This window comes from Nonomuraea diastatica, assembly GCF_004349015.1.
Lineage (GTDB): Bacteria > Actinomycetota > Actinomycetes > Streptosporangiales > Streptosporangiaceae > Nonomuraea > Nonomuraea diastatica.
Map to the genome: position 1 here is coordinate 1 of NZ_SMKP01000255.1, position 12667 is coordinate 12667.

Annotated in this window: 11 protein-coding genes; 3 read left to right on the plus strand and 8 right to left on the minus strand. The window is 69.5% G+C overall.

Features of this window, described 5'->3' with window-relative positions:
• Positions 1–634 precede the first annotated feature (634 nt).
• Positions 635–1420 carry a DNA-methyltransferase gene (locus E1294_RS47685; protein ID WP_132518721.1) on the minus strand — a complete coding sequence of 262 codons (786 nt, stop codon included), beginning with the start codon at positions 1418–1420 and terminating at the stop codon, positions 635–637.
• Positions 1421–2835: 1415 nt separating this feature from the next.
• Positions 2836–3174 (minus strand): hypothetical protein, encoded by a 339-nt coding sequence (locus E1294_RS47690; protein ID WP_132518723.1) that lies wholly within the window; start codon positions 3172–3174, stop codon positions 2836–2838.
• A gap of 214 nt (positions 3175–3388) precedes the next feature.
• Between E1294_RS47690 and E1294_RS47695 the strand changes: the two genes are divergently transcribed.
• The 3 genes from E1294_RS47695 to E1294_RS53755 all read left to right on the plus strand — a co-directional run bounded on the left by E1294_RS47695 (position 3389) and on the right by E1294_RS53755 (position 6331).
• On the plus strand, positions 3389–3583 hold the full coding sequence (locus E1294_RS47695) for a hypothetical protein (RefSeq protein ID WP_132518725.1): 195 nt from the start codon (positions 3389–3391) through the stop codon (positions 3581–3583).
• A gap of 1942 nt (positions 3584–5525) precedes the next feature.
• Complete coding sequence (locus E1294_RS53750; protein WP_165977894.1) at positions 5526–5699, plus strand: hypothetical protein; 174 nt, start codon at positions 5526–5528, stop codon at positions 5697–5699.
• A 455-nt stretch (positions 5700–6154) separates the two neighbouring features.
• Positions 6155–6331, plus strand: a complete 177-nt coding sequence (locus E1294_RS53755) for a hypothetical protein (protein ID WP_165977895.1) — start codon at positions 6155–6157, stop codon at positions 6329–6331.
• A gap of 2281 nt (positions 6332–8612) precedes the next feature.
• On the opposite strand, the gene E1294_RS47700 is transcribed toward E1294_RS53755, so the two are convergent.
• From E1294_RS47700 to E1294_RS58630, 6 genes are all read right to left on the minus strand, one after another.
• Entirely contained in the window at positions 8613–9518 is a 906-nt protein-coding gene (locus tag E1294_RS47700; RefSeq protein WP_132518727.1) for an SAM-dependent methyltransferase, read from the minus strand.
• Between the two features lie 626 nt (positions 9519–10144).
• On the minus strand, positions 10145–10414 hold the full coding sequence (locus tag E1294_RS47705; protein WP_342775155.1) for an integrase core domain-containing protein: 270 nt from the start codon (positions 10412–10414) through the stop codon (positions 10145–10147).
• Between the two features lie 21 nt (positions 10415–10435).
• The gene (locus tag E1294_RS47710) at positions 10436–10789 is read right to left on the minus strand and encodes a DDE-type integrase/transposase/recombinase (RefSeq protein WP_132518731.1); all 354 of its coding nucleotides are present in this window, start codon (positions 10787–10789) and stop codon (positions 10436–10438) included.
• Positions 10790–10890: 101 nt separating this feature from the next.
• Complete coding sequence (locus E1294_RS47715; protein WP_132518733.1) at positions 10891–11322, minus strand: hypothetical protein; 432 nt, start codon at positions 11320–11322, stop codon at positions 10891–10893.
• Positions 11319–12110, minus strand: a complete 792-nt coding sequence (locus tag E1294_RS47720; RefSeq protein ID WP_281284618.1) for an IS5 family transposase — start codon at positions 12108–12110, stop codon at positions 11319–11321. The genes E1294_RS47715 and E1294_RS47720 overlap by 4 nt, the downstream gene beginning before the upstream one ends.
• A 40-nt stretch (positions 12111–12150) precedes the next feature.
• Positions 12151–12525 carry an IS3 family transposase gene (locus tag E1294_RS58630; protein ID WP_425465275.1) on the minus strand — a complete coding sequence of 125 codons (375 nt, stop codon included), beginning with the start codon at positions 12523–12525 and terminating at the stop codon, positions 12151–12153.
• Positions 12526–12667 lie beyond the last annotated feature (142 nt).

Sequence of the window (12667 nt, forward strand, 5' to 3'; positions counted from 1 at the left end):
GATCTTGTTCTCTTCACACAGACATGATCATGGGCGGCTGCTCTCATGAGCGCCGAAAGCCATCACAAGATCGCATCGACTCCACGCATCAGCCCAGCTCACACAGCGAAATGCGGCTGCCGTACTAACCATCACCGCGCCCATCTCGTCCGCCGGCGGAGCGGACCAAGCCGGCAGGATCGCGGGCTCGGCCAGGAACGCCACCAGCAGCGCGGTGAACGCCGCCCGCAGCCGCTCGGCTCTGGAGGAGAACCGGCGCAGCCAGCCGCGCACCGTATCGGCCGGCCCGCAGGGGGCGCAGCCACTCGGCGGTGAAGTGGATGCGTGTCAGGCGATGGAGGTAATCGGCCAGTGCTTGTGGGCGCCGCGGGCCTTCGGTGAGCCCGGCGGCCGGCGAGTCGCCAGGCATCGGAGGGCATCCGTAGCCCCGGCCCGCTTCACGCGCGAACTCGAATACCACCTGACCAGGTGGCCAGCGGGCGTGGACACGGCGTTCCGGGACGAGGCCTTCATTGATGGTCTCGGCCTCCGGCTCTTTTGCCGGCTCGCGGCACCGAGCTCACCGGCGACCCTGCCGGCCTCGGCCAATCGGTTCCTCAGCGCGATGGCCAGAGCCGTCACCTGGCCGCGGCGATCAGCAGCGGGCCGCTTCTACGTTTCGCTCCAACGTCCGTTCCGTGGCGGCCAGTCGCTCACGGGCGATAGCGGCGTAGTGCTCGGTGATCTCGACACCGATGAAGTCACGCCCCTCCAGCAAGGCGGCCACGCCGCTGGAGCCCGCACCCGCGAACGGATCAAGAACCGTCCCGCCCTCCGGGCAGACGCGCACGAGCTGGCGCAGCACCTCGACCGGCTTTTGGGTGATGTGCCGCCGCGCTCGGCCGCGGGGCTGGGAGCCCTCGACCAGGCCCGGCAGGTAGATCGGCGTGTCGTGGCGGATCGGGACGCCGTAGCTGCCCCACAGGATGTACTCGCACTCGCGGCGGAATCCATCGCGCTGCGGCCTGCTGATCGGCTTGCGCCACGGGATGATGCCGCGCCACGTCCAACCCGCCGCCTGAAGAGCGTCGCTGGTGATAGCGGTCTGGCGCCAGTCGCAGAACACCAGGCAGGAGGCGCCCGGGCGGGCCAGGCACAGACCTTGACCGAGCACGAGCGTCAGCCAGTACCCGAACGAGCGCTGATCGCGATTGTCACCGGCGAAGTCGGCCAGGTCATGGCGGGCATCGCCGGAGACGTACTTGTCGCGGGCACTCTGCACGGCACGCTCGGCCCCGGTACGGCCGCCGGAGTTGTACGGCGGATCGGCCAGCACCAACCCCACGGAACCGGCAGGCACGGCAGGCAGCAGGGCAAGCGCGTCGCCCTGATGAATACTCCAGGCAAGCGCGTCGCCCTGATGAATACTCCAGGCAGGCATGATGACTCCCCTGGGCCGCATACACCCCATCCCGGGGTGAGCGGGTCGAAACGGGGAGGGGTCGACACTCGGGGGGATCCCTGCTCTCAGCTACCCCCCGTGAGCTGAGAGCAGGGGAACCACGAAGGCGCCTCCGCCGGCGACCACAGCCTGGGCCGGCGGGTTACCTCTCGCCCGCACCCTGTCGCGCCACCATTGCCCGCATCGTGACCCTCACCACCGGCCATGAATGGTCACATCGCCGACCTTTGCCGCAGGCGTGACCACCGCAGCACGGGCGACGACCGACACCGGCCAACCAGCACCGGCCAACCAGCACCGGCCAACCAGCACCGCGCCGCAGCCCGGGCCCGCCCCTGAACCGCGCACCGGCCATGCACGAGCTGCCGGCGGCCGCCGGTGAATCACCCCCGCGGCCTTCGGCCCTCACGACAGCCGCCTCTCCCCCGGCTCCTAAACCAGCCCACTGCGCCGCAACACCGCTGCCCGCCGACGGCATCACGCGTACCGTGCACCGCCAGCGCACGCCCATTCATGCGGCCCACACGGACCGGAGGCGCGGACGGCCGGCCCACCCGGCCCAAGCGAGCTCGGCACGCGATCGGGCCCGCGCAGGTCGGGCCGGAGGAGGATGAACCGCCGGCCGGTTCGTTGATGCGCGCCAGCGCCGCGGGGCCGGCGCTCACCGGCGGCCGCGGCGGCGGCAGAACGCGGCGGGGCGGCCGGCCGACAAGGCCGGCGCCGACCGGGAGCGGTATTCCGGGTTGCGGATGGGCGGACCGGGACTGGCTCGCCAGGCGACCGAAGCCGCGCGGCTATGTCAGGGTTTCGCCTCGAGCCCGCAGGCCGACGAGTCCACGTGCAGAGGCGCAACTGCTGGGCCGATCCGCTTTGGAGCGGGTGTGCGGGCATCGTCTTCCGTCGCGCTCTTCCGTCGCGCTCTTCCGTCCAGCGGCCACGGATCACACCGGCAGATTCAGGTCTCACGTCTGTGCCCATCCTTGGCGGAGAGGGCCCCGCGCTGCGGCACGCCACGGCGGTCGGCTTGCGCGCCAAGGACGGGGCGAGGACCGGCTCACCGGCCGCACCCGACTGCCGAATCGAGAGCAGGCGGAGGCCGAGCCAGGGCGGAGGCCGACGGGAGCGGTGTTCGGCGACTTGTGAGCAACGGGCGTCGTGGTGGTACCCCGCCGAGGCGAGGACCGATCCGAACCGCGACCGTGCGAGGTTCCCGGGTGGGCAGGGGGCGTGGGCCAGGCCGGCTTTCCGGCAACCAGGCGCCGCGGTGCCGGAGCCCTCATGGGCTGGTCATGCTCTCGCGCACCCCAGCATGGGATAGCGCGTCGCGTCGGACGCTAACGGGCGCCGGTGGGCAGGGCCCAGGGTGTCTCCGCCCGGCCTTCACCGCCCGGCCTTCAGGCGTCGGTGGGCTCGTCGTCGTCCTGGTCGGGGTCTGCGGTATCGATCAGGTGGGCGCAGTGGTCGACGACCTGCTGGAAAGTCCAGGCGGGGTTGAGGGCACCGACGTGGAGAAGAAGGAGCATGTGGGCCTGCGCGGCCCGGCCGCTCCAGTCGTGGGTGTCGGGCACGCCCGCGAGCTGAGTGATGAACCGGTGGGCGCCCTCGAAGTCCCCGGCTTGCCCGGCCAAGCCGGGGATGATCTCGTCGCGGACCTGATCGCGGAGCGTGCTGCCGGGCTGCTGGCCGTGAGGTTCGTCGAGGATTTCGGGGTGGTCGAGCATGGGAATCGGCATCGGGATCACCTCTTCTGTGTGAAGTTTTTATATTATAATACATCCATATGACGTTTTGAGGGTCGCGCCGCACACCGGGTCCAGGGGAAAGCATCTGGCCCCGCTCTCCCGAACGACGCTGCGCGGCCGGAGGGCCGCCAGCACGAACGGAAGGAGAAGTCCCGGGCGGGCTGCGGCGCGACGAGCGAGTCGTCCAGCAGACGAGGTGGTGAAGGTGAACGAGGTGGATGAGGTCCGCGTGACACTGGCCGAGCACACCAACGACATCGACGACTGGTGCCCCTTTTCCGGCCGCGCCTTCTATGTATCGGTCGATGAGATCGACGACCTGCAGGGGGCAGACCTGTGCCCCCAGAAATGCAGCGAGGTGACGATCGAGCGGGACGACACCCAGACCGGGGCCACGTGATGCGCATCCTCCGGGTGCCACGAGGTGGTCCGGCGACGGGTCGTCGACGACCGCGACGCCTCCCGCGCCGGGGCATCGAGCACCGGGCACTCCAGTTTCCGAGCCGGGCGAGCCGCCGCAGCCGGCCCGGCGCCGCCGGGCGCGCCGGTGAGTTCGCGGCCGGCTCCAGCCCGAGCTGACAGGACGGTACGCCCGGCCGCGTTCGCCTGTACGCGGTGGAGCGGAAAGGCGGCGGCGCTGCACCCCGGGGCCAGGGCCGCTGAACGTGGCGCCGGGGACGATGTTCTCTGGCAGAGCAGACTCCGGGTGCGGGGGGCGCCGTCGGCCGGCTCCCGTTGCGGGGACTCGAGGTGGCCCGCGCCCTCGAGGCGCGCCGGCTCGTCCGCGGTCGCGGGCAAGGCGGCCGCGGTAGGGCCCAGGGTCGTCCTGGTGATGTCGCCCAGACGACATCGAGCGGTTGAGGCGCCCATATGACTGATCCGGTACGGCGGATCCGGCCTCCGGCCACCGTCTCCGGCCACCGTGGCGCTCGATGCGACTGCGGTTGACGCCGGGACAGGTCCGCCTCCAGCCCGCAGACCGACGAGTCCAGCGGTCGCGTACACGACCTGGTGGCGTGTTGTGGGAGCGCCTGGCCCGCCGGGGCGTGGGGGGCGGCGCGGCCACAGGATGGCGTCCACAAGGCGATGTCTGCTCGTCCAGCGGCGGGCTTGCGTGCCCGGGTGGTCGTCAGTGCGTGGCCGGCTCACCGGCGAGGCGCCGTCGGACAAGGCGTGAGGGCAGCAACGGCCAGGGATGAAGCCGTGCGCGGAGATCCCCGACATGGCGCCCGCCGCGCTGGGAACAAATTCAAAGGGCCTTGGTTACGGATAGTGCCGCCGGAAATCTTTCTTCCTCAGAGAATCTTTTCCCCGGCTATGTCCGGAAAGGTCTTTGTGTCGAGTCGATCCGGACCGACGGCGCGCTGGGTCCCCGGGTGGCAGCTGCCGTCGGGGGCGGTGCCGGCGCGGTCGTCGGTCTCCGTCCTTCGTGGAGCTGGAGGATGAGGACGCCCGCGACGCCCAGGTGTTGGGGCGGGTGGGTTTCCTCGTCCCGAATCGTCAGGCTGTGCGGCTAACAGAGCCTGAAGGTTGGGCACACGCTCCAGACCAGGGAGAAGTGAGCCGGTTCTGAGCCCTCAGCGGAGCTCACCGGCGAGGTCCGCGCGGCCGCCGCGGCGCCCGGCGCCGACCATGCCTCGGACACAGCCAGCCCTCGCCCCATCACGGCAACGCGTCGCGAGACGAGACAACCCTGCGAGCACCGTCCAACGCCGGCCGCGGTCGCCGGTGGGCTCGGCGCCGCGGTGCCGGCGTTCACCTCGCTCGCCCCTCCCTCGTTCACCTCTGGTCAGGCGCATGCGGCCATGACCACGCGGCCAACACCACCACCGTCACAACACTCCCGTTGCCGCGCCTAGCCGCCTCGCCTCACGAGGAGTGGGGCCGGCCGCCGCGGCCGCCGGCGACCCGACGGCCACCGCGTGACGCGCGCGCCTGCCCCATCTCGACGGCCGAGCGATCGACGAGGCGGGCCCGGCAACACTGCCCGCGGCCGCCGGTGAGCCGGCGCCCCTCGAGGACCCCGACGCTCGGGACGAGCGCCACCCGCGACGTTCCCTTTCTTTGTGCTTGAGGGCTCCCGAGCCGCCCATCGCGGAGAAACCCGGAGCCTGGCCCGTCGCCTCGCTCGCCAGTGGTGCCCGCCGACACGCCGCCCCAGGCCCAGCTGGACGTCACAACCGCCGCAACGACTGCCTGGCGCAGTGGTCCCCGACGGACCAGACCCGATCGCCACAGGGACCTGACACCAAGCATTATCGATGCATTCTAATGTTCATTAGATCCTCCCCCCTGAAAGGCAGGGAGATCGCCAACGAGCGTAACCGGAAGTCAGGCCGCTGATGGGTCTCTCCAAGGTCGAAATCGACCGCATCACGGCGCACTACAACCAGCCCGGCCCTGTCATCACGGACGCGCCCAACGGGGTCGCCGACATCGCCCACCAGCTCGCGAAGCTCATCATCACCCGGCGCGGCGTCCGCTGCGACCTCGCCGAGGCGTGGGAGATGCTCTAGTTCGTGACGGCCGCGCTGACACCATGCATCGACCGGGACCTGAGCGCCGCCGACATCCAGCGGGTGCTGGAGCTCGCGGCGGCCCAGGTCGGCGACGAGGTGATCGCCTGATTGCCTCCTCACCTACCGTGGCGCAGCTCATCCCTGAGGCCGGCCGGGAGGCGGGGTGATGACCGCAGCGCAACAGGAGGAGCACGTGCGGCAGCTCATCCTCGCCGGGAGGGCCCGCCGCACGCGGCTCAAGCCGTCCTTCAAGCAGGTCGCTGTCAGGGCTGCCCATCGGACCGTCTCGGGCTCGGGGTCCCTCGCCGAGCGCGGAGACGACAGCCAGTCCGTCTGCCTGGCCACGCTGAAGGCATACCTCGCCGGGGTCGGCCTGGGACTGAACCTCACGGTCGCGCCCATCGAGGGCTACCAGCCGCCAGCGCGCGGCGCCATGGGAGCAACCGGCGGGCTTGTCCGCCACGACCTGGCCGCCGACCAGCGCCGGCGCGCACACGCCATGGCCGCTACGGCGCCACGCCCCCGACGTCGCCGCCGCGCTGGACATCAGCTACCGTCACGCGGCAGCGGTGGTCGCGCGAGCCACGAGCGGCCCGGCCAGGAAGCCGACTCCGCAGGAGGGGCGATGATCGCGATACTCAGGTCCCCCCGCCGGCTACCTGCACGGTCCCGACCTCGCCTACATCGACAGCGTCGCCGAGGCGCTGCGTGAGCCCGCCAGGGCCGAGGCGATCGTCGCCTGGCTCACCCCACGGTGCCACGACTGCGACGGCAGACCCGACCCGGGCGACCCGACCGCGTCACGGTCGGCACCCGGCTGGTCGGCCCATACGTGATCCTCGGCTGTAAGGGATACAAGCAGGTCAGCCCGGTCGCGCTCGAGCTGGATGACGCCGCGACCAGCCCGTGGAAGCACCGACACCGACACCGGCGAAAGGCATGACGGGCGTCACCGACCTGGGGGTACCTCACCTGGGCACGAGCCGGAATCGGGCCGGCCGTCCCCGTCCTTCGAGACCGGCGATTGGGGGCCCGTCCTGCCGGAGGACGGCACCCGCCGCTCGCCGAGGTCCTGTTCGAGCCGGTCACCCACACACACCCGGCAACGCGGGGATGATTGGTGAGCAAGGCGGTCCGCTAGACCTGGTCATGATCCTGGAGCGCGACGGCACGCACCGGGAGCTGCAGCAGCCGGCCGCGGCGCCGAGCTCACCGGCGGAGCCCGCGGCCGCCGCGGCGTTCGGCGTTCACCTCGTGCATGCACCTCTACCGTGCTCATCTCCGGCCAGGCGCATGCGGCCATAACCGTGCGGCCAGCGCTACCACTGGCGTGAACACTCCCGTGGCCGCGCCCCGCCACCTCGAACTCACGAGGAGTAAAGCCGGCCGCCGCGGCCGCCGGTGAGCCGGCGCCCCTCGATGCCCCAGACGCCCGCCCTCGTCTGCAGCCACATGCCAGGTGATGGGGTCTCGCCGGCAGCAGCCGCGGGCCGGGCAGGTGGAGACCGGTGCAGAGCCAAAGCCGCGAGCGGGATCGGACACCCACATTGATGATGTACTAATATATAAATGTGGCGGGCTGAGAGAAACACGATGGAGATGCGCGGCATCCGCCTCACTCGCCAAGCACCCAGTAGCTCAGGCAGCCCGGCGAGGCCTCCCGCAGGCGCCGGTGACGCCTTCGGGACCGAACCAGGCAGGGCCGGGCCTGCGATGGCCTGACAGCATTGCCATCCCCGCGCGCCGGGACCCTGACCCCTTCAGGGTCGCAACAACGAGCCCCTCCCAGACCGCGAGAATGGTCAGCAGCCGAGCACCGGCAGACCCCGCGCGACCCCCCGAGGCAAGAAACGGGACGGGATAGCCCGGGGTATCGACCGCCAGCTCTGCGCCGAACGCGGCACGCGACGGCCACCCCGAGCGGCTCAGAGGTCAGGCGCCCAGAGCCACGTCAGCGTTCACATCGCGCGGTCCGAAAGCGCAGGCACGCGGGCGCTCCACCTTCTCCGTTCTCCCATCTCCCTCTCCCCGCAGACTGCGCCCGATTGGCGCCGGCCCGCCGGTGAGCCTGGCCGTCCCGCGGCCGACGGCATCCGCGGCGACCACGACGCCGGCCGCGCGCCGGCGGACCGGAAGCCGAACTCGGCCCTGGCCGCGGCAGGGCTCGGCCCGGCGGAGCAGGGCAGACAGGGGCGCCGACGTCCTGCAGCACGCGGCCCGCGACGTCGACACCGTCTTCCGCGCCAGCGGCCAGATCACCGCGGGATGGCCGCGACACTGCACCGCCACGGCCAGCACGAGCCGGCCACCCGGGCCACGGTCACCAGCGCCCGACCTCGAGGCGCTCACCGAGACGCCCATCTGGCGCTCCGCCGCCTGGACTGGGGTTGCCCTGCCGTATGACGGGCACCCAAGACACCCGGAGGAACCCCTTCCCCCACCGAACGATGTATTATAATAGTAAATACAATCCCGGGGATGGCTCACAGCACCCGCGGGAGACGAGCCCCCAAGGGACACACCTGCCCTCCCCGAGGGCTTTTTCGTTCATCCCCCACCCGGAGACCCGACGACCCCTTCACCCACCGACGCACGGAGCGACTCACGGTGACCAACACATTCCGCTTCCGCATCGACGTCCGCGGCAACTTCGCCGGCCCCGCACCCGGCCCCGCGGCCCAGCTCAACCTGATCTACTACCGCACCTACAACGAGCTGGCGGTCACCGGCCGCTACCCCGACCGGCCCGACGACTGGTGGACGCTCACCTTCACCGACAACGGCAGCGGCCTCGAGCCCAGCCCTCAGGTCACTCTGTCGCACCGACAACTCGCGGCCATTACCGACTGGCCGGAGTTCTTCACCAGCTGGCGCCGCTACAAGCCCCGCACGCTCGACGATCTGGCCGCGCTACTCGGCTTCCTCGGCGTCGACGACCAAACGGAAGTTCATCGCCGCAACCAGGAGCTGAGCAATCACCTGCTGAATGAGCACCTCAACAGCTTCAACCCGATCGACGACCACTCCGGCCAAATCGACCACAGCCCCCGCGTTGATCATGCTCTGCGTCGGCCGCCACTGATCCAGGAACACCAGCCCAGGCTCGACCAACTCGAAGCCGTCGAAAAACAGCTGGATCTGCCCCCTCGTCCGGGGCACAACCGAAGCACTGGCCTTGTGGTGCGCGTACTCTCCGGCACCTGCCCGTGCGACACCGTCCGGGTCGTCCCATAGATGCGACAAGATCAGATAGCTGCCGGGCGCCATCCGGTCGCGGATTGCCTCCATCAGCCGTTCCGGCCTGTCCTCGTTGGTCAACAGATGCAGCACCGCCACCAAGAGGAACGCGGTCGGCTGAGCGAAATCGATGTGAGCACGTAGCTTGGGGCGATCCAAGATCTCTTTCGGGTCTCGCAGGCCACCCTTGAGCGTGATCACATCCGACCTGATCCTGGACAGCAGGGCGCGGGCGTGGACCAGCACGATCGGATCGTTGTCCACATACGCCACGCGCGCGTCTGGGTTGATCCGCTGCGCCACCTCATGCACATTCGGCGACGTCGGGATGCCGATACCCAGATCGATGAACTGCCCGATGCCGGCCCGGACGACGGCTTCCGTCGCACGAACCAGGAAGCTGCGATTCGCCTGGGCCGTAGTCCGCGCGTTCGGAGCCACCTTCAAGACCTGCTCGGCCAGTTGTCGATCGACGGCGAAGTTGTCCCTACCACCCAGCAAGTAGTCGTACACCCGGGCGATGCTGGGTGTGCTCGGGTTCACTCCAGCCGGGGGCGATGTGGTGTGGTTATCGATCATGGCGACCTCGCGTCGAGAATCGGCGTATCGCGGTGGGTGGGTTCTCGCATGTCATCTCCTGATGCCAGACCCTCCCCCGACGGAGTTGGCGTGCGGGCCGTGCCCCCCACAACGCTCAGCATGTGGCGGGCGGGCGGCGACAGCGGACACACCCGCACATGGACGCGGCTCCAACGCAGCCGTGCGGGGTGAGGGCCGCGCGTTCTCCTGCACGACCTCATCCACCGGGGTCTCGCCTTGCCCGCTGCCCGAGGAGATGGCCGTCGGCCGCCCCGGTACTGGGTGCTACGGGGCGGGCTCCTTCTGGGAGAGTGGAGCGGCGCTGGGCCGATTCGCCAGGGCGTTGAGCAGCACGAGGGCAGATACCGGACACCGCCGGCGCAGATGAGGAGCAGGGTGTCGGCCTGCCATCCGGGCGGCGCCACCCGGACCATGAGCCCTCACAGCTCATCCGGTGCGGCGGCCTGAAGAGTGAGGCCGCCCGGGCCGTAATCGCCCAGATAGATGGCGAACAGGCGGCGCCAGCCTCGCGGGAGGCAAGCATGATTGCTAGGTGAGTGGGTGAATGATTGGAGACGCAGGCCGCGCGTGTGCGGTGTCAATCCCCTCAAATCGTGGAGACGGTTCTATGCCACAGCGGCCCTCAGCAGGGCCGTTGATGCTTGCCGCTTCTCGATCATCTGACGCTCGAATGTGACAGGCGGCAGCCCGTCGTTGGCGCTGTGCCTGCGCTTGACGTTGTAGAAGTCCGCGATCCAGGTCGCGATCTTCAACCGGGCCTCCGCTCGGGTGCGGAAGCGGTGCCGGTATACGAACTCGACCTTCAGGGTGCTGTTGAGCGACTCGGCGGCTCCGTTGTCGAGCGCGCACCCGACCCGGCCCATCGACTGCACCACCCCGTGCTTGCGGCATTCGGCCTAGTAGCGGGCAGCTGTGTACTCCGATCCGCGATCGGAGTGGAAGATCACCCCGTCTACGTCACCACCGCGCGTGACCATGGCCATCTGCAGTGAGGCGACCGTCAGCGCCGCGTCATGGTGCTCCGACATGGCGTAGCCGAGCAGCCGGCGGGAGAACAGGTCCTCGACCGAAGCCAAGTACAGCGGCCCCTCATCGGTGCGGATCATCGTGACATCGCCGACCCACAGCACGTCCGGAGCGACTGCGGTGAACTTCCGCCGCACCAGATCCGGCGCGGCCGGCCGCTTGCCCTGGCGGGTCAGCGAGCGCGGCTTCTTCGGCCTGCGGCCGGCCAAGCCGAGTTCGGCCATCCGCTTGGCCACGGTGTTCTCTGAGAGGGCGGTTCGCGAGTTGATGTCCCTTTGATCGCTTGCACTGCGTGAGATGGCTGGTCGAAGTGGGCAACTCGGGGTTACGGGCGTGGTTGAGCGAACAATCCTGGCTCGGTTTCGGCGAGGACGCCGAGGCTGACCAGGCGTTTGAGCTTGGCTCGGGTGTTCTCGACGTTCTTTCGCGCCAGGGGCAGGTCCAGGGCCAGGCAGAGGTCTCGAGCGCGCATGGGTTGTCCGGTGTCCGCCAGGATGGTGAGGATCTGCTGGTAGGCGGGGTGGTCGGGGAGCACGAGAGCCGGTTGCGGCGAGGGTGCCGGGTCAGGCTCCTCGGCGAGGGTGAGCAAGGTTTTGCGGCTGATCTTCAGGTGCTCGATGTCCTGGTCGAGGTCACGCAGGCGGGCGGTCAGTTCGTCGATCTGGGCACGCATCTGCTCGGCCTGTCCGGTCAGCGCCTTCTCGCGGGCGTCGATTCGTTCCAGCAGCCAGGTGCCGGGATCGGCGTGCCCGCTCACGTCTCGCGCCAGGCAGGGGCGGAGGTGCCGGTCAGCCGGCGGGTCATCACATCGGTCATCGCCCAGTACACCCGCGATTCGGAGCTGGCCGGATGGTGTTCGTAGTCGCGCACCAGGCGACGGTGCAGGGACATCGTGCCGTAGGTCTGCTCCACCACCCACCGCTTGGGCTGGGGGACGAACCCGGCCCGGGCGGGGTTACGCTCGACGATCTGCACGTTGATGCCGCGGGTGGCGCCGTGGGCGACCACGCTGCTCTTGAAGCCTTGATCGACCAGGGCCGTCTGGACGCTGCCGGGCGGGCTGGCGGCGGCGACCCGGTCCAGCAGCACCTTGCCGATGGCGTTGTCGTGCATCGAGGCTGCCGCGACCACCACGGCGATGACCAGGCCCAGCACATCGGTGGCCAGCCCGCGCTTGCGTCCGGGGACCCTCTTGGCCGCGTCCCGGCCGGTGGTGGTGGCGGGCACTCCGGCCGCGGCACGCACGCTTTGGGTGTCGAGCACCACCAGGCTCGGGTCGGCTAATCGCCCCGCCTTCTCCCGGACCTGAAACCGCAGCAGGTCATGGATGGTCTTGTCGATGCCGTCCCTGCGCCAGACGGTGTAGTAGTAGACCACTGCGCTACGAGGTGGCAGGTCATGCGGCAGCATGCTCCACTGGCAGCCGGTGCGGCTCTGGTACAGCAGGGCGTTGACGATCTCCCGCATCTCGTATCCGCCTGGTGGCCGCTGACCGAGGGGTGCGCGGCCTTCCAGGCCGTGATGACCGGCTTGATCAGGGCCCACCGCTCGTCGGATAAGTCGCTCGCGTATGGCTTGCGCTCACTCACGCCGCCATCCCAACACACCCACGCCCACCAGGCAGGCATAACGCTACAGATTCACTCAACCACACTGCGACATCACGGGCATGAACTCTCAAATCGCCCTCTGACAGCTTCCAGCCCGCGGCCCTCAGGTCCTGGGTGATGCGGGGCGACCCGTAGGTGCCACCAGAGGCGGCAAAAAGCCGTTTGATCTCCTCATCCAGCCGGGCACGCCGCTCTTCCCGAGCTGTTGGCCTGCGGTTCTTCCATTTGTAGAACCACGAGGGCGACACTCCCAACGCACGGAAGCAGATCGTGTGGGGGACACCAAACTCGGCCCTTTGGGACTCGATGAACTCCACCACGGTTATCGGTTCAGCGAGTCCTTGACCCATAGGACCACAGATCGTTTGAGGACTGTGAGACTGGTGAGGTACCGCCCGCCACGCCAGGGTCTGACCCAGTTTGAGACTGGCCACCTGTGCCTTGGTGATGACCTGTCGCCCTGGCCCGGGCGGTACCGCCGGACCAGGCGCG

Bases quoted from the DNA above. Each gene is read 5' to 3' on its own strand.
- E1294_RS47685 (WP_132518721.1), bottom strand. From the start codon at position 1,420: ATGCCTGCCTGGAGTATTCATCAGGGCGACGCGCTTGCCTGGAGTATT.
- E1294_RS47690 (WP_132518723.1), bottom strand. From the start codon at position 3,174: ATGCCGATTCCCATGCTCGACCACCCCGAAATCCTCGACGAACCTCAC.
- E1294_RS53750 (WP_165977894.1), top strand. From the start codon at position 5,526: ATGGGTCTCTCCAAGGTCGAAATCGACCGCATCACGGCGCACTACAAC.
- E1294_RS47700 (WP_132518727.1), bottom strand. From the start codon at position 9,518: ATGATCGATAACCACACCACATCGCCCCCGGCTGGAGTGAACCCGAGC.
- E1294_RS47710 (WP_132518731.1), bottom strand. From the start codon at position 10,789: ATGGCCGAACTCGGCTTGGCCGGCCGCAGGCCGAAGAAGCCGCGCTCG.
- E1294_RS58630 (WP_425465275.1), bottom strand. From the start codon at position 12,525: ATGGGTCAAGGACTCGCTGAACCGATAACCGTGGTGGAGTTCATCGAG.